Source organism: Hyphomicrobiales bacterium (assembly GCA_030688605.1).
Classification (GTDB): Bacteria; Pseudomonadota; Alphaproteobacteria; order Rhizobiales; family NORP267; genus JAUYJB01.
Map to the genome: position 1 here is coordinate 1 of JAUYJB010000020.1, position 16,349 is coordinate 16,349.

General features: G+C 65.9%; 16 protein-coding genes. 9 read left to right on the forward strand and 7 right to left on the reverse strand.

Annotated elements, in window-relative coordinates; all coding sequences use genetic code 11:
- Positions 1-19 precede the first annotated feature (19 nt).
- Positions 20-1,375, forward strand: a complete 1,356-nt coding sequence (glmM, locus tag Q8P46_02695) for a phosphoglucosamine mutase (GenBank protein MDP2619076.1) — start codon at positions 20-22, stop codon at positions 1,373-1,375.
- Here glmM and Q8P46_02700 read toward each other — a convergent pair.
- Complete coding sequence (locus Q8P46_02700) at positions 1,344-2,279, reverse strand: DMT family transporter (protein ID MDP2619077.1); 936 nt, start codon at positions 2,277-2,279, stop codon at positions 1,344-1,346. The genes glmM and Q8P46_02700 overlap by 32 nt on opposite strands.
- Before the next feature lie 172 nt (positions 2,280-2,451).
- Between Q8P46_02700 and Q8P46_02705 the strand changes: the two genes are divergently transcribed.
- The 4 genes from Q8P46_02705 to Q8P46_02720 all read left to right on the forward strand — a co-directional run bounded on the left by Q8P46_02705 (position 2,452) and on the right by Q8P46_02720 (position 7,402).
- A complete protein-coding gene (locus Q8P46_02705; GenBank protein ID MDP2619078.1) occupies positions 2,452-3,180 on the forward strand; it encodes an outer membrane beta-barrel protein in 729 nt (242 codons plus the stop codon).
- A 174-nt stretch (positions 3,181-3,354) separates the two neighbouring features.
- Positions 3,355-5,163, forward strand: a complete 1,809-nt coding sequence (locus Q8P46_02710) for a thiamine pyrophosphate-binding protein (protein ID MDP2619079.1) — start codon at positions 3,355-3,357, stop codon at positions 5,161-5,163.
- Between the two features lie 14 nt (positions 5,164-5,177).
- Positions 5,178-6,650: a UbiD family decarboxylase gene (locus tag Q8P46_02715; protein ID MDP2619080.1), complete on the forward strand. Its 1,473-nt coding sequence runs from the start codon at positions 5,178-5,180 to the stop codon at positions 6,648-6,650.
- Between the two features lie 11 nt (positions 6,651-6,661).
- Complete coding sequence (locus Q8P46_02720) at positions 6,662-7,402, forward strand: class II aldolase/adducin family protein (GenBank protein ID MDP2619081.1); 741 nt, start codon at positions 6,662-6,664, stop codon at positions 7,400-7,402.
- Between the two features lie 40 nt (positions 7,403-7,442).
- Here the strand turns inward: Q8P46_02720 and Q8P46_02725 are convergent, their stop codons facing one another.
- The 6 genes from Q8P46_02725 to Q8P46_02750 form a co-directional block, all read right to left on the reverse strand.
- Entirely contained in the window at positions 7,443-8,231 is a 789-nt protein-coding gene (locus tag Q8P46_02725) for a methyltransferase domain-containing protein (GenBank protein ID MDP2619082.1), read from the reverse strand.
- 12 nt (positions 8,232-8,243) lie between these two features.
- Positions 8,244-8,501 (reverse strand): zf-HC2 domain-containing protein, encoded by a 258-nt coding sequence (locus Q8P46_02730; GenBank protein ID MDP2619083.1) that lies wholly within the window; start codon positions 8,499-8,501, stop codon positions 8,244-8,246.
- Positions 8,494-9,084, reverse strand: coding sequence for a sigma-70 family RNA polymerase sigma factor (locus Q8P46_02735; GenBank protein MDP2619084.1), 591 nt, complete (start codon positions 9,082-9,084; stop codon positions 8,494-8,496). The genes Q8P46_02730 and Q8P46_02735 overlap by 8 nt, the downstream gene beginning before the upstream one ends.
- A 40-nt stretch (positions 9,085-9,124) precedes the next feature.
- A complete protein-coding gene (locus Q8P46_02740; protein MDP2619085.1) occupies positions 9,125-9,907 on the reverse strand; it encodes a methyltransferase domain-containing protein in 783 nt (260 codons plus the stop codon).
- Between the two features lie 41 nt (positions 9,908-9,948).
- Positions 9,949-10,458, reverse strand: coding sequence for a group 1 truncated hemoglobin (locus tag Q8P46_02745; GenBank protein ID MDP2619086.1), 510 nt, complete (start codon positions 10,456-10,458; stop codon positions 9,949-9,951).
- A gap of 394 nt (positions 10,459-10,852) precedes the next feature.
- Positions 10,853-11,605 carry an isochorismatase family protein gene (locus Q8P46_02750; GenBank protein MDP2619087.1) on the reverse strand — a complete coding sequence of 251 codons (753 nt, stop codon included), beginning with the start codon at positions 11,603-11,605 and terminating at the stop codon, positions 10,853-10,855.
- 147 nt (positions 11,606-11,752) lie between these two features.
- Here Q8P46_02750 and Q8P46_02755 point away from each other — a divergent pair, with 147 nt between their 5' ends.
- The 4 genes from Q8P46_02755 to Q8P46_02770 all read left to right on the forward strand — a co-directional run bounded on the left by Q8P46_02755 (position 11,753) and on the right by Q8P46_02770 (position 16,345).
- On the forward strand, positions 11,753-13,237 hold the full coding sequence (locus Q8P46_02755; protein ID MDP2619088.1) for a UbiD family decarboxylase: 1,485 nt from the start codon (positions 11,753-11,755) through the stop codon (positions 13,235-13,237).
- 86 nt (positions 13,238-13,323) lie between these two features.
- Positions 13,324-14,400, forward strand: coding sequence for a tripartite tricarboxylate transporter substrate binding protein (locus Q8P46_02760; protein MDP2619089.1), 1,077 nt, complete (start codon positions 13,324-13,326; stop codon positions 14,398-14,400).
- Positions 14,355-15,860: a tripartite tricarboxylate transporter permease gene (locus Q8P46_02765; protein MDP2619090.1), complete on the forward strand. Its 1,506-nt coding sequence runs from the start codon at positions 14,355-14,357 to the stop codon at positions 15,858-15,860. Before Q8P46_02760 ends, Q8P46_02765 begins: the two co-directional genes overlap by 46 nt.
- Positions 15,857-16,345: a tripartite tricarboxylate transporter TctB family protein gene (locus Q8P46_02770; protein MDP2619091.1), complete on the forward strand. Its 489-nt coding sequence runs from the start codon at positions 15,857-15,859 to the stop codon at positions 16,343-16,345. Before Q8P46_02765 ends, Q8P46_02770 begins: the two co-directional genes overlap by 4 nt.
- The last annotated feature ends 4 nt before the right edge of the window (positions 16,346-16,349 follow it).

Below are 16,349 nucleotides of genomic sequence, written 5' to 3' on the forward strand. Positions count from 1 at the left end.
AGTGACGACGGTACGGACTATGACACGGAAGTATTTCGGTACGGACGGTATTCGCGGCCTGGCGAACAGCGCGCCGATGACGCCGGACATCGCCATGAAGGTGGGCATGGCCGCGGGCATCGTGTTCCGCCGCGGCGATCACCGCCACCGCGTCGTCATCGCCAAGGACACGCGGCTGTCCGGCTATATGATCGAGTCGGCGCTGGTTGCCGGCTTCACTTCGGTTGGCGTCGACGTGTTTCAGCTCGGCCCCATGCCGACCCCGGCGGTGGCCATGCTGACGCGCTCGCTCAGAGCCGATCTCGGCGTGATGATCTCCGCCTCGCACAATCCCTATCAGGACAACGGCATCAAGCTGTTCGGCCCCGACGGCTACAAACTGTCGGACAGCGTCGAGGACGAAATCGAGCAGCTTCTGCAAAAGGATCTCACCCGCAACCGGGCAAAGTCCGCCGCGCTCGGCCGGGCCAAGCGGGTCGACGGCGTACAGGACCGCTATGTCGAGTTCGCCAAATACACCTTTCCGCGCCATCTGCATCTCGACAAGCTGCGCGTCGCGGTCGATTGCGCGAACGGCGCCGCATACTCGGTCGCGCCGGCGGTGCTGTGGGAGCTCGGCGCCGATGTCGTCGCCATCGGCGACCAACCGACCGGCTTCAACATCAACCAGGAATGCGGCTCGACCGACACCGCGGCGCTGTGCCGCAAGGTGCATGAGGTGCGCGCCGACATCGGCATCGCTCTCGACGGCGACGCGGACCGCGTCATCATCGTCGACGAATGCGGCCGCCCAGTCGACGGCGACCAGCTGATGGCGGTCATCGCCCAATCCTGGGCGGCGACGGACCGGCTGCGGGCGGGCGGCGTCGTCGCCACGGTGATGTCCAATCTGGGGCTCGAGCGCTATCTCCAGGGGCTCGGCCTGACGCTGCAGCGCACTCCGGTCGGCGACCGCTACGTGTTGGAGCATATGCGCGCCCACGGCTACAATGTCGGCGGCGAGCAGTCCGGCCACATCATCCTGTCGGATTTCAATACCACCGGCGACGGCCTCGTCGCGGCGCTGCAGATTCTCGCCGTCGTCGCCGAGGAGGGCAAGCCGGTCTCCGAGGTCTGCCACCGCTTCGATCCGTTGCCGCAAATCCTGCGCAATGTGCGCCTGAACGGCGGCAAGCCGCTGGAGCGCGCGGCAGTGAAGAAGGCCATCGAAGCCGGTACGGACAAGCTCGGCGACCGGGGCAGGCTGGTGATCCGCCCCTCCGGCACCGAACCGGTCATCCGCATCATGGGCGAGGGCGACGATCTGCACGTCGTCGAGGACGTGGTCGGCGCGATCGTCGCCGCTATCGAAGCGGAGGCTGCGGCGGTCGCCTGAGTGCCCGTCTGCGTTCGCTGAGCGCGATGCCGGCGAGGATCAGGGCCAATCCCGCGAGCGCCCGCCATTCCAACTGCTCGCCCAGGAAGACCGTCCCGATCAGCACCGCGACGGCGGGAATGAGATAGTTCGACGTCGACACGAAGCCGGCGCCGGCGCGGTCGAGCAGGCGGAACAGGGCGAGCGCGCCGAGCGCCGTCGGAAAAACGCCGAGGCCGACGGTCGCGGCAAGCGCGCCGGGCGTTGCCGCTGCAAGTCCGTTCGGGCTCAAGGTCAGCGCCATGCCGAGGCTGAAGGCGGCCGAAACCATCAGCACGCTCGCCGCCCGGATGGTCACGCTCATCGGCCGCATCAGCCGCGCCGTGACCGCCTGCAGCGCATAGGAGACGGTCGCCGCCAGCACCGCCATCTCGGCGAGAAGGGCGATGCCGCCGGTGGCGAAGTGCATGAGCCGGTCCGGTCCGATCAGGGCCACGACACCGACCATGCCGAGGGTGAAACCGGCCACCTTGAACCGGTTCATCGGCTCGTCGGGCAGCATTACATGGCCGAACGAAACGACGAAGATGGGCACCGCGGAAATCAGAATTCCGGCGAGCCCTGAATCGATATATTGCGTGCCCCAGCTGATCAGCAGGAACGGGGCGAAGCTCCCAGTCAGCGCCAGCCAGCCGAACCACGTCCAGCTTCGCCAGTCGCCCGGTACGCGCAGGCCGCGCGTCAGCGCCACCGCCGATAATAGAACCGCGGCGATGCCGAGCCGCAGCGCCACCACCCACAACGGTGCGATCGAGGCAACGGCGATCTTGGTGAGCGCGAAGGACGACCCCCAGAACAGCACCAGCCCGGCAAGCAGCAGCCAGTCGGTAAGGGAGCGCCGCAGCACGAGCGGGCGTTTATCCATAGTCACCACCGGGTCCTTGTAGCGGGAATTAGCTCAACCGGAACGGCCAAGGCTCGAATAAATCGTGGTTAAGCTTCCTTTAAACGATTGCTTCCATATTGAACCGAGGAAACGTTGCGTCGCGGCGCGCGTGCCCGGCGCGTCGTCAGCCTTAAATGGAAGTACAAGAGTCATGTCCAGTCTCAGCAGAGTTGTTTTTCTCGGTGCCTGCCTGATCGTCGCTGCGTTCCAGGTGGCCGCGGCCGCCGATGGCCCACAGATCGTCGAGGTCGACGAAGCCGGTCCGCCGTCCTACGCCGAGGGCGGATGGTATCTTCGCGGCGACATCGGCTATGTGGTGGCCGAGGACCCGGTGGTCACCTATGGCAGCGGCGCCGTAACGTTTCTGAACGAAGATCTCGGCACGACGTGGATGATCGGCGGCGGCATCGGCTATCGCTTCAATTCCTGGTTCAGGACCGACCTGACCTTCGATTACCGCACCTTCGACTTCACCGGAAACACCCCGTGCCTGCCCGCCTGTGGGCTGTCGGTCGAGACCTATGATCTCGAAACGTGGACCATCATGGCGAACGTCTATGCCGACCTCGGCACCTGGCATGGCGTGACCCCCTATGTCGGCGCCGGCATCGGCGCGGCCTATCATTGGCTTCACAATATCGTCGGCGTCAATCCGGGCCCCGTCATCACCGTCGTTCCGGACGGCGGCGGCTGGGCCTTCGCAGCGGCGCTGATGGCCGGAGCGAGCGTCGCCGTCACCGAGCGGACCCTGATCGACGCGGGCTATCGCTATATCTGGCTCGGCGACGTGGAATCCGGCGCCGACGGCAGCGGCGGCACGGTGCTGTTCGAGGACATGGCCGAGCACGAGTTCCGCCTCGGCCTGCGCGTCGAGATCTGAGTCTCACTGAGTACCCTCCCTGTCACGCGTAGGCGCGGCGGCCCGGTCGGCCGCCGCGTTTCTTTTTTGCGGCCGCGTGCCCCGGCTCTGGCGCCTTTACAATCGGCATAGGAAGGCTGCATCTTGGCGCGTTCGGATTTCGTTAGCGAGCTAAGCAGGGAGGAATGCGGGCCGGTGTTGGACAGCAAGAACAAGGGTTCGCGGCAGAATACCAGGATCGACGAGCCGGCGGGCCCGCTCGATGCCAGGATCGGTTGGGGCAGCGACGTGGCGGCAAGGATGCTGCGCCTGCTCGACATCCCCTATATCGCGCTCAATCCCGGCGCCAGCTATCGCGGGCTTCACGACAGCCTGGTCAACCATCTCGGCAACCGGACGCCGGAAATGCTGATGTGCCTGCACGAGGAGCACGCGGTCGCCATCGCCCAGGGCTATGCCAAGGCAAGCGGCTCGCCGATGGCCGTCGCGCTGCACTCCAATGTCGGGCTGATGCACGGCTCCATGGCGATCTTCAACGCCTGGTGCGACCGCCAGCCGATGCTGATCCTCGGCGCCACCGGGCCGGTCGACGCGACCCTGCGCCGGCCGTGGATCGACTGGATCCACACCGCCCAGGACCAGGGCGGGCTGATCCGCAATTTCGTCAAATGGGACGACCAGCCGGGCTCCGTCGCGGCGATCCCGGAATCGATCCTGCGCGCCTGGCAGCAGACGGCGTCCGCGCCGCACGGGCCGGTCTATGTCTGCCTCGACGCGGCGATCCAGGAAAGGGAGGTCACGGAACAAGTCGCTTTCCCCGATCCGGCCCGCTACCGGCCGCTGCCGCCCCCGCGCGCCGACGCCAATAAGGTTGCCGAAGCTGCCCGGCTACTTGCCGCCGCCGAGCGCCCGGTCATCCTCTACGGCCGCTGCCGGCGCACGGCGGAGGATTGGGACCGGCGCGTGGCGCTCGCCGAAAGGTTCGGGGCCCACATGCTCTCCGACCTCAAGGCGGGCTCCATGGTGCCGACCGACCATCCGCTGCACGCGGCAAGCCCGATCAACAAGCTCTCCGCGCCCGCGAGGGCGGTGCTGCGCGACGCCGACCTGATCCTTTCCATCGGCTGGATCGACCTCGGCGGCGTGCTGCACCAGGCCTTCGACAAGGGCGAGGTGCCGGTCCCCGTCATCCATGCCGGCCAGGACGTCCACCTGCACAAGGGTTGGGGCAAGGAGCACATGGCCCTGCCGCCGGTCGACGTGCACCTGCTCGGCGATCCGGACGCCTGCGTCGCCGATCTGCTGGTCGCGCTGCCGGACGGAAACAAGGAGGCTCCGGGCGTGGCGAAGCCGGCGGCGCCCGAAGAAGAGGAGGCGGGCGACGCCGTCAATCTCAAGCAGGTCGCCCGCGCCCTTGCCGAGGCCGTCGGCGACACGCCGGTCACCTTCTCGGCGCTCGCCCGCGGCTGGCCCGTCGACATCTGGCCGCACCGCGACCCGCTCGCCTATCTCGGCAAGGACGGCGGCGGCGGCGTCGGCTCCGGGCCGGGCATCACCATCGGCGCCGCGCTGGCGCTGAGGGACACCGACCGGCTTGTCGTCGGAGTCCTCGGCGACGGCGACTGCATGATGAGCATCAACGCGCTGTGGACCGCCGGCCGCTACGGCATTCCGGCGTTGTTCCTGGTCGCCAACAACCGCTCCTACTACAATGACGAGCTGCACCAGGAGAGTGTCGCCAGGCAGCGCGGCCGCAACCCGGACAATCGCTGGATCGGCCAAAGCATCGACCATCCGGCTCCGGACATCGCCAAAATGGCCGAGGCCCAGGGCGTGCAAGGCATCGGCCCGATCACCGATGCCGGGGACCTTGCAGCCGCGCTCGAGCGCGCCGTTGCATGCGTCAAGGCCGGCAGGCCTTGCCTCATCGACGTGCATATCGACCCGAGGCACGGGCGCAAGCTCACCGAGTCGATGGCCGAGCGGTCGATGGCCAAAGGTTGAGAGGGAAGAAGACGATGAAGAAAGGCGACGGCGAGACCGGCCTGCCGCGGGTCGGCTATACGAGCCTCAGACAGTGGATCGAGGAGGCCGACAAGCTCGGCGAGCTCAGGCGCGTCAGCGGCGCCAGCTGGGAGGAGGAGATCGGCCTTGCAACCGAGATCCTGCAGCACGACGCCAATGCGCCGGCGGCCCTGTTCGACGACATTCCCGGCTACCCCAAGGGCTTTCGAGTGCTGACCAATTTCTTCGGCGGCACGCGGCAGAACATGACGCTCGGCTATCCGACGAGCCTCAACCGGGTCGAGCTTTCCGACGCCTTTCTTGGCGGCTTCCGCGCCGCCAAGGAGCGGCGCATTCCCCACGAGGTAGTCGACGACGGGCCGGTCATGGAGAACGTGCTTACCGGCGATGATGTCGACGTTCTCAAATTCCCCACCCCCCTGTGGCACGAGGGCGACGGCGGGCGCTATATCGGCACCGGCAGCTTCAACGTCACCCGCGACCCCGAGGAGGGCTGGATCAATGCCGGCACCTACCGGGTGATGGTGCATGACGCCAAGACCGTCGGCTTCTACATCTCGCCCGGCAAGCACGGCCGCATCCACCGGCAGAAATACAAGGAGCGCGGCGAGCCGATGCCGGTCTGCGTCGTCGTCGGCGCCGACCCCATGACCTTCCTGATGTCGTCGACCGAGATCGACTATGGGGTGTGCGAATATGACGTGGTCGGCGGCCTGCGGGGCAGCCCTATGAAGGTGGTCAAGGGGCTTAAGACAGGCCTGCCGTTCCCGGCCGAGGCCGAGATCGTGCTCGAAGGCTTCTGCTACCCGGATCACAGCCGGATGGAAGGCCCGTTCGGCGAGTGGACCGGCTTTTTCGGCTCGCCGGTGCATGAAGGCCCCGTCATCGACGTCAAGGCGATCTATCACCGCAACGACCCGATCATCCTCGGCTGCCCGCCGCAGCGCCCGCCCGAGGAGCAGGCGCGCTACCGGGCCGTGGTGCGTTCGGCGCTCTTGAAGGAGCAGATCCAGGCCGCCGGCGTCCCCGACGTGCAGGCGGTGTGGTGCCACGAGGTTGGCGGCTCGCGCATGCTGACCGGCGTCTCCATCCGCCAGCGCTATGGCGGCCATTCCCGCCAGGCCGGCCAGATCGCCGCCCAGTGCCGCGTCGGCGGCTATGCCGGCAAATATGTGATCGTGGTCGACGAGGACATCGACGTCTCGAATCTGGAGGACCTGATGTGGGCGATGACCTTCCGCTCCGATCCCGCGACCTCCATCGACATCATCAAGAACGCCTGGAGCACGCCGCTCGACCCCTCGATTCCGCCCTTCGAGAAGGCGCGCGGCAACACCACCAATTCGCGCGCCGTCATCGACGCCTGCCGCCCGTTCCACTGGCGCGACCAGTATCCCAGGGTCAACGCGCCCTCGCCGGAGGCGATGAAGCGCGCCAAGGAGAAGTTCGGCTATTTGTTGGGTTAGGGAGCGACACGATGAACGAAGCCATCGACGCGATCGCGCGGCTGAGGAGCGACATCGCGGCCGCGACAAGGCTGCTGCATTCAGAAGGCGTGCTCGACTATTCCGGCCATATCGGCGTCCGTCTGCCGGACAATTCCGGCATCCTCATCCAGGGGTTCAAGGACAGCCGCGCCGAGCTGAGGCCGGACGAGATCCTGAGCGTCGACTGGGACGGCAAGGTCATCGCCGGCCGCGAGCGCTCGCGCCCGCCGAGCGAGACGGTGATCCACACCGCCATCCTGCGGGCGCGCCCCGATATCGGCGCGGTGCTGCACTGCCATCCGCCCTGCGCGACCTTGTTCACGCTGGTGGCCGGCGCGCCTTTCCTGCCGGTCAAGAACCACGCGGTGCGCTGGCGCAGCGGCGTTCCCGAGCACCCCGACCCGGGGCATATTTCCAGCAAAGAGCAGGGCGCGGCGCTCGCCGCCACCTTGGGGCGGCACAATGCCTGCCTGTTGCGCGCCCACGGCGCGGTGCTGGTGGCGGAGAATGCCCGCGCGCTCCTCATCGACGGCATCCATTTCGAGGAGAATGCGCGTGCGCTCCACGACGCCATGGCGATCGGAAAGCTGAGGCCGCTGGCCGAGGCGGAGTGCGACATGATGGAGGAGAGCTTCGAGCGCGACCACCACGTCTCCAAGCTCTGGGCCTACTATATCGGCCGCGGCATCAAGGACGGGGTGCTGCCGGAGTCCTGGCGGGGGGAGCTGTAGGGTCACACGTCCGATTGCGCCGCCGGTCGCCTCGGCAAGCTCAGCGGAGCGGTCGCTGCAGGGTGATCTCGACGGCTTTCGCGCCGAGCGCCGCGGCGACCCTGCGCGTATCGGCGCTGGCACTTCCGGAAAAATAATCGAAACCGCGCGTGACCCTCACATCGGCAAAGCCGGCCGCCCGGAACAGCTCCAGGTAGTCCGTTTCCACCAGGGCGCCGACCACGCATTCGGCCCACAGCTTCGGATTGGCCCTGGCGCGCTCGCTGACCGGCTGCGACACCACGATATCGGCGATCTGGGCGCGCCCGCCCGGTCGCAAGACCCGGTGGAGTTCCGCGAAAGCCTTCGGCTTGTCGGGCACCAGGTTGAGCACGCCGTTGCTGGTGACCACGTCGACGCTCGCGTCGGCAAGCGGAATCGCCTCGGCGTTGCCGTCGAGCACCTCCACATTCGCGGCCCCGGCCTCCGCGATGTTGCGGCGCAGCTTGGCGAGCATCGCCGGGGTCATGTCGAGCGCGAGCACCTTGCCTTGCGGGCCGACGAGCCGGGCGGCGCTCAGCGTGTCGGTGCCGGAGCCGGCGCCGACATCGAGCACCTGGTCGCCCGGGCGGATCAGGTCGGCGCGAAACGGAAAGCCGACGCCGGCGAAGGACTCCACCGCGGCAGCCGGCAGGCGGTCGAGCCAGTCCTCCGGATAGCCGACAAAGCGGCACGCCGCGCGGCCGGTCGGGAAATGGAACTGCTTGTCGGGAAGCCTTGCCACTTCCGTGTACATCTGCCGCACCGCGCTCAGGATCTGCTGGCGCGAAAAACCGGCAATCGCGACCATGGTTTGCCTCCCTCAGAACTGGTCGAGCAGCGCCTTCACCCGCCGGCGTAGGGCGGCAGGAGTTTGCCTTTCGCCGAGCTGGCGAACCTTTGCGCGCAGCGCCTTCTCGAACTCCGCGCGTGTAAAGCAGGCGTGGCATTCCTTAAGGTGACGCTCGATAAAGGAACGCTTCTCCGGGTCGGTTTCATTGTCCAAATAGGCCAGGAGGTGTGCGATCACCTCCTCGCAGCTAATTCCGCCCTGCGCGTCCTTGCCGTGATGATCACTCATCAACATGTTCCTCGCGTACCAGGCCGGCGGCCTGCGCCTGCGTCCACAACGCGCGTTGCAGCATCGAGCGCGCGCGGCTCAGGCGCGAACGCACCGTTCCGATTGGAACTTCGAGCATCTCGGCCGCTTCAGCATAGGCGTAGCCATTGATTTCGACCAGGATTACAACGTCGCGATACCCTTCGGGAAGGCCGTCGAGCGCCTGCTCGATGTCCTCGCGCAGCAGTTTGTTGAGCAGCTCCTGCTCCGGATTGCTCCACCACAGCAGGAAGGGCTGGTGCAATTTCTCGAACAGGGAGAAGGGCTGTCCATCCTCGCCGGCGCAGTCCGCTTCGGCAATTGCCGGCTGCGCACGGCGCCGCTCGGAGATCTGCGTATTGGTCAGGATCCGGAACAGCCATTTCGGAAACGCCCGCCGATCGGCGAGTTGGGCGAAATTCGCCCATGCCTTCGTCACGGTTTCAGACACCAGATCCTCGGCGTCGGCTGGGCTGCGGGTGAGCCGCAGCGCCGTGCCGTAAAGTCGATCCATCAGCCGCTCGACCTCGGTGCAAAAGAAGGCGCGATCGGGGTCATCTGCCATGATTGTCCGCGCATACGCCGCTTGCGGCTCGGCCGCAAGCCTAGGCTTTCACGGCCAGCAACGAAATGCTTTTCACGCCGAATTTCCTGCTGGCGCCCTTCGCGTTGTCCGAAATGAACTGGTAGGCCGGGTTGTCGTGCATCGTGGCGACACGCAGCCCGGCCGCCTCGATCTGATCGCGGTAGTCGGCTTGCTGCGCCGCGCCGCCGATGCAGGCGGCCCACAGCGTCGAATTGCAGACGATGCTCTCGGGCAACCGCGTCTCGGTGACGATATCGGAAATGGCGAACCGGCCTCCGGGCTTCAGAAGCCGCGCCGCCTCGCGAAAGACCTTGCCCTTGTCCGTCGCGAGATTGATGACGCCGTTGCTGATGACGACGTCGGCGACGCCGTCGGGCAACGGCGTCTCCTCGATATATCCCGTCAGATAGCTCACATTGTCAAAGCCGTCCCGGTCGCGCAGCCGCTCGGCTTTGGCACGCTGCTCCTCGGTCATGTCGATGCCGATGACCTTGCCACGCGGACCGACCTTCAGCGCCGCGATAAAGGTGTCCATGCCGGAGCCGCTGCCGAGATCGAGGACGGTCTCGCCTTCTTTGAGTGCGGCGAGATGGAAGTAGCAGCCGACCCCGGCGAAGGACTCGATGGCCTCGCCGGGGATGCGGTCGAGATCGCGGGCTTCGTAGCCGAGGCGTTCGGCCAGCGCACGGCCCATCTCGAAATGGAACTCGCCGTGCGGAGTCTCGGCGACGCTGCGATACATCGCCTTCACTTTGGCTTCGAGCTCTTTCGGATCGAAAACGACGGTGGCGGGGGTGGCCATGGCTCTTCTCCTTAAAACTTCGGATCGATCTGCGTTTCGCTCTAATTCCGAACGACGATGTCCGGCTTGGTGCTGCCGACGATCTCGAAAAGCGCGTCTTGCTCGGCGGCGGGAACCTCGAACTTGTCGAGCGATTTCTTGAAGTCGGCGGCCATCACGCCCCACTCCGCTTCACTGATGTTGAGGTGGGCGTGCGACTCCTTCATGCTCAAGCCGGTGTATTTGCAGGGTCCGCCGGTCACTTCGCAAACGAGCTGCGAGACCTGAAACTTCAGGTATGGGGCAGGCGAGTGCTCGCGCCCGGCTGCTATGGCGGGGTTCTGGTTGAGCGTCTCGTTGACGAGCAACCGGTCGATGAAGTCATCCACCACCACGGTAATTCCGGTGAGCCCACCCAGTCGCTCGTAAAGCGAGCTGTCGGCGCGGGCTCCGCTGCCCAGCGTAGCGGCCGAGACTGCGAGCGTAAGCGAAAGTGCGAGTGCAGCTGCACCGCAGGATTGCCCCCTGCCGGCGCAGAATCGACGTGAACCCGTCGAGGGTTGTCTAATCATGAGCTTCTACTCCGTTTTGCAAGGACGATAAATCCTCCTCTGGCCGAGGTGAGAGTGGTCGCCGTCCGCCGCCTTTCGCAGACGCGATCATGGCCGGTCAACGGCGAGGCATGACCGCCCTGCCGCTCGTCAAACACCGGCATCCTGGGGCGCAACCCTCGGTCGCCGGCGAGGCAGGACAGGAATTCTGGCACGACTCCCTCCCTCGGTCGTGCCCCTAAGGACGCAAATTGCGCCAAAAAAGTTCCCCACTCGCCGTCGCGGCGAGGCGACATTGCCTCGCGATTGCGATTGCGCGCGCCGTGTCAACCGGTGGACAAACCGAGCAATTCAGACGTGTCTGACGCTGGCACAATACGCAAAAAAAGTTTGCCTTCCTCGCGGCTGTGCCAGTCTACAGCGTGGTTTCCGGCGGTTTTCCCGTCGGCAGGTCGAACAGGTCCGCGGGCAGTCCCTTGAGATAGTCGGTCGCCGCGGAAGCGGAAACCACGTCGGCATATTTGGCGTGCATGTCCCACAGATTGACGGCGTGCGAGGCCTGACCGCGGTCGAAGCAGCCTTCCTCCACGACCGCGATCCGAAAACCGAGGCTGAAGCCGTCGGTCACCGTGGCGCGGATGCAGCCCGAGGTGGTGCCGCCGACGACGATCAGCGTGTCGGCGCGCAACTGGGTGAGGAAAGCGGCAAGCGGGGTGCCGAAGAAAGCGCTCGGCCGCACCTTGTTGATGACGATGTCGGCAGGCTCCGGAGCCACCTCGGCGACGATGTCGTCAGGGTCGACGCCGGTCTCGGTCGGCGCCGGACCGGCGGCGGCGCGGCGGTTCTTGGCCAGACTCAAGCCCCGGTCCCACTGGTCCGGCCGTCTTCGGTGGGTGGTGTAGATGACCGGCACGCCCCTGGCTCGGGCAAGCGCGATGAGCGGCGTGATGACCGACACGGCCACCCATGCCTCTTTGCCGCAGGAGGTGCGCTGCAGCCGGGCTGCGACCTTCGCCGCCCGCGGCCGGTCGCCGCAAAAGGCGTAGGTGACGTCGATGACAAGCAGCGCCGGCCGGGCGCCGAAGCCGACCAGAGCGGCAAAGCCGGCGGCCGAAAAAACCTCGCGATCCCGGGGGGTTAGGAATGAATCCCAAACACGCTTGGCCATGCCGGATTCTCCCATCCGATCCTGCCGCGCGGGCCCGGCTCGGCGCGGATCGTTCGGCCCCAATTTCCCGAATGCCTATTTACAAGCACATCGTTAGGTAGGTAATTAGTCCCATGCGCTGAACTCCACAACGCTCAAGGGGACGTCATGAACGAAATGCTTGTGAAGGACAAGGTCGGCAAGACCGAAGCGCCGGCGATACCGTATGCGGATTTGCGCGGCTGGCTCAAACAGGCCGAGGCGCTCGGCGAGGTCCGCGTCGTCAAGGGGGCGTCGTGGGAGAAGGAGATCGGACAGGCCTCCGAAGTGGTCCTGCACGACGAGAATGCGCCCTGCGTCGTGTTCGACGAGGTGCCGGGCTCGCCCAAGGGGTTCCGCGTCCTGGTCAATTTCTTCGGCGGCAAGCGCAGGAACATGACGCTGGGCTTTCCGGCGGAGCTGAGCAAGCTCGAGCTGACCGAGGCCTTCCGCGCCCAGCGCATGGCGGAAAACCGCCTTATCCCGCCGGTCGAGGTGACCGACGGCCCGATCATGGAGAACGTCCTGGAAGGCGACGATATCGACGTTCTCAAATTCCCGACGCCGCGGTGGCACTCAAGCGACGGCGGCCGCTATATCGGCACCGGCAGCTACGACGTCACCCGCGACCCGGACGAGGGCTGGATCAATCTCGGCACCTACCGGGTGATGGTGCAGAATTCCAAGCAGGTCGGCATCTACATCTCGCCCGGCAAGCACGGGCGCATCCACCGCGACAAATTCATCGCTCGCGGCGAGCCGATGCCGGTCTGCGTCGTCGTCGGCGGCGATCCGCTGACTTTCCTGATGGCCTGCACCGAGCTTCCCTACGGGGTCAGCGAGTTTGACTTCCTGGGCGGCTTTCGTGGCGCACCGATGCAGGTCATCCGCGGCAAGCATACCGGGCTCCCGTTCCCGGCCAATGCCGAGATCGTTCTGGAAGGCTTCATCGACCCGAAACTGCGCCTCGACGAAGGCCCGTTCGGCGAGTGGACCGGCTATTACGCCAGCGACGTGCGACCCGAGCCGGTGATGGACATCAAGGCGATCTATCACCGCAACGACCCGATCATCCTCGGCTGCCCGCCGCAGCGTCCGCCGGACGAACTGGCCCGCTACCGCGCCGTCACCCGCTCGGCGATCCTGCGCGAGAACATCGCCAAGGCCGGCGTTCCCGACGTGACCGCGGTGTGGGCGCACGAGGTCGGCACCGCGCGCATGCTGCTCGGCGTCGCCATCAAGCAGCGCTATCCGGGCCACGCCGCCCAGGCCGGCCACGTCGCGGCCATGTGCCATGTCGGCGCCTACGCCGGGAAATACGTCATCGTCGTCGACGAGGATGTCGATGTCTCCGACCTCGACACGCTGATCTGGGCGATGATCACGCGCTCCGATCCGGCGACCTCGATCGACATCATCCACAATGCCTGGAGCACGCCGCTCGACCCGCGGCTGACGCCGTGGGACCGCGAGAAGGGCAACTTCACCAACTCGCGCGCCATCATCGACGCCTGCCGGCCGTACCATTGGCGCGACCAGTTCCCCAAGGTCAACGCGCCGAGCCCGGAAGAGGCCGCCGAGGCGCGCAGGAAGTGGGGCCATCTGCTAAAGTGATGCATCCGGCCGGCCCGCCCGGCCCAACAACGCCAGAACAGGGGGGCAAACTCCCGGCATGTGAAGTTCGAAAGGGAGGAATTATCATGATCAAGCGCTTGATGACGGCGCTCGCCGTCGTCGGGGTGGCATTGGCGAGCTTTGCGTCCGCGGCCAAGGCCGAATTCCCCGAGAAGGACATCACGTTCCTGATCCCGTTCGATCCGGGCGGAGGCATGGACTCGCAGTCCCGGGCCATCGCCCAGGTGTTGAGCAAGTATCTGCCCAACAACGTCAACGTGATACCGAAGAACGTGCCCGGTGCCGGCGGCAAGAAGGGCTATGGCGAACTGGCGCGGTCGGCGCCCGACGGCTACACCATCTGCGTCATCAACTATCCGGGCGCCGCCCTTCCCGCGGTCCTCGGCGAGGAGGCGAGTTACGACATCAACACGCTCACCTGGCTCGGCCGCATGTCGGCCGAAGAATATCTGATGGCGGCTTCGCCGAAGTCCGACATCAAGAGCCTGGACGACCTCAAGAAGGCCAGCAAGGCGGTGAAGATCACTTCGACCGGCCCCGGCTCGACCGCCCATGTCGGCGCCTCCATGGCCATGTCGGTGATCGGCTTCAAGGGCGAGTTCCTGACCGGCTACAAGGGCTCGGCCGACTACATTCTCGGCATCGTCCGCGGCGACGGAGACATCGCCGTGGCGCCGGTGGAAACCTTCGCGAAATTCGTCGAATCGGGTGATGTGATTCCGATCATGAGCTTCCAAAAGAAGTCCACCTTCGCCGGCGTGCCGAGCGCCGCGGAAGCCGGCTATGCCGAGCTCGATGGCATGGGCGTGGAGCGCTATATCGCCGGTCCGCCCGGCATTCCGGCGGACATTCGCAAGATTCTGTCCGACGCGATCCAGAAGGCGATCGCCGATCCGGAGACCCAGGCCTGGGCGAAGCAGACCAATCGCCCGTTCCAAGGGTTGGACGCCGACGAGTCGGAAATCGCGGTCAAGAACAGCCTGACCTTGATGGTCAAGTTCAAGGACGCCCTCAAATCGCCAGGGCAACATGATCGTTCTCCGGCGGGGCGGTTTGCGCCCCGCCGGAGGATCATTCAGGGCGAGGGCTCACTTTTATGGTGGAATATTTTTCCGAGGCGATCGCCCTTCTTTTCACGCTGAAGGGGATCTGGTTTCTCGTCCTCGGCACCGGCATCGGGCTGGTGTTCGGCGCCATTCCGGGGCTCGGCGGCACCACCGCCATCGCGCTCATCATTCCCTTCACCTACGGCATGTCGGCCGAGCAGGCGGTGATCCTGGTCGGCGGCATCATGGGGTCGGTCGCGTTCGGCGGTTCGATCTCGGCGATCCTGCTCAACACGCCCGGTATCGCCCCCAATGCGGCGACTTGCTTCGACGGTTTTCCGCTGGCCCAGCAGGGCAAGGCCGGCATGGCGATCGGCGCCGCTGCGACCGCCTCCTCGCTCGGCGGGCTCATCGGCGTCGTCATCCTCGTCGCCGTCATCCCGATCGCCAAGCAGATCGTGCTGATGTTCGGACCGCCGGAGTTCTTCGCCCTGGCGGTGATGGGAATCGGCGCCATCGCCCTGTCCACCGGCGGCAAGTTCCTGCGCGGCCTCATTGCCGGCGGCGTTGGCATGACCCTGGCGTTCATCGGCTATGACGCGGTCAATGGCGGCGTGCGGTTCACCGGCGGCGTCGAATATCTGTGGGACGGCATCTCCCTGGTTCCCGCTCTGACCGGCCTGTTCGCGGTCGCCGAGATGATCAAGCTGTCGATCGAGGGCGGCACGGTGGCCCGTGTCACGGGCGACGTTAAGATCACCCGCGTCAGCGACGGGGTGTGGGCGACGTTCAAGAATTTCCCGGTGGTTCTGCGCGGTTCGGCCATCGGCGCCTTCATCGGCGCCATTCCCGGAGTCGGCGGGACCGTCGCCTCGTTTCTTTCCTATGCGTCGGTGGTGCAGACGGCGAAGGATCCCGAAAGCTACGGCAAGGGCAATATTCGCGGTGTCATCGCGCCGGAATCGGCCAACAACGCCAAGGATGGCGGGGCGCTGATCCCGACCCTTGCCTTCGGCATCCCCGGCAGCGCCGAAATGGCCATCTTCCTCGGCGTCCTGATCCTGCACGGCCTGCAGCCGGGCCCGTTGATGCTGATCGAGAATTCCAGCGTCATATTCAGCCTCATCCTGGCCCTGGCGGTGGCCTGCGTGCTGGCCTCGCTGGTCGGCTTGGCGACGGCGCGCTGGCTCAGCCTGATCACCCTGGTCGACGTCCATATCGTCGCCCCGGCGGTGGTCTCGGTGGCACTGGTCGGCGTCTATGCGCTGCATTCGAGCTGGGAAGACGTGGTCCTGGCGCTGGTGTTCGGCTGGCTCGGCTATCTGATGATCCGCTACGACTATCCGCGCATCACGCTGGTTATCGCCATGGTCCTCGGCGAGCTGGCCGAGCGCAGCTTCCACCAGTCGATCATCATGGGCGACGGCGACTGGAGGATCTTCTTCAGCCGCAACATTTCCCTCTTCCTGCTGGTGATCACCGTGCTGATCCTGATCGCACCGGCGGTGCGGCTCTTGATCGGCCAGTGGCGCGCGCAAGGGGAGACCTCGCCATGAGTGGCCGGGTCACCGTTTCGCGACTGACCCCGGCGGTCGTCGTCTTCGCCTTCTCCGTCGGTTTCCTGATCTGGACCTACGCCTATACCGGGCGCGGCCACATGTTGCCGGCGCTGACAGGCTGGTTGCTGGTAATCATGTCGTTCCTGGACATCGTCGCGGCGACGCCGACGCGGATCGGCGCGGCCATCGCCGATTTCTTCGCCGGAAAGGTCGTCGGCGAGCCGAAGGGATATTCGCACGGCACCGTCGGCAGGGTGCTGATGGCGGCGGCCTGGCCGGGGCTTTTCGTGTTGGGCGTGATCTTCTTCGGCTTCTTCGTTGCGATCCCGATCTACGTTTTTGCGTTCATGCTGCTGCATGGGAAAAAGAAGCCCCGGGAGGCATTGATCGGAGCCGCCGCGACCACCCTGTTCACCCTCGTGGTGTTCGAGTGGCTGCTGAACTACGAGGTGTTCCGCGGCATCGTCTTCGGAGGAATATGAGACC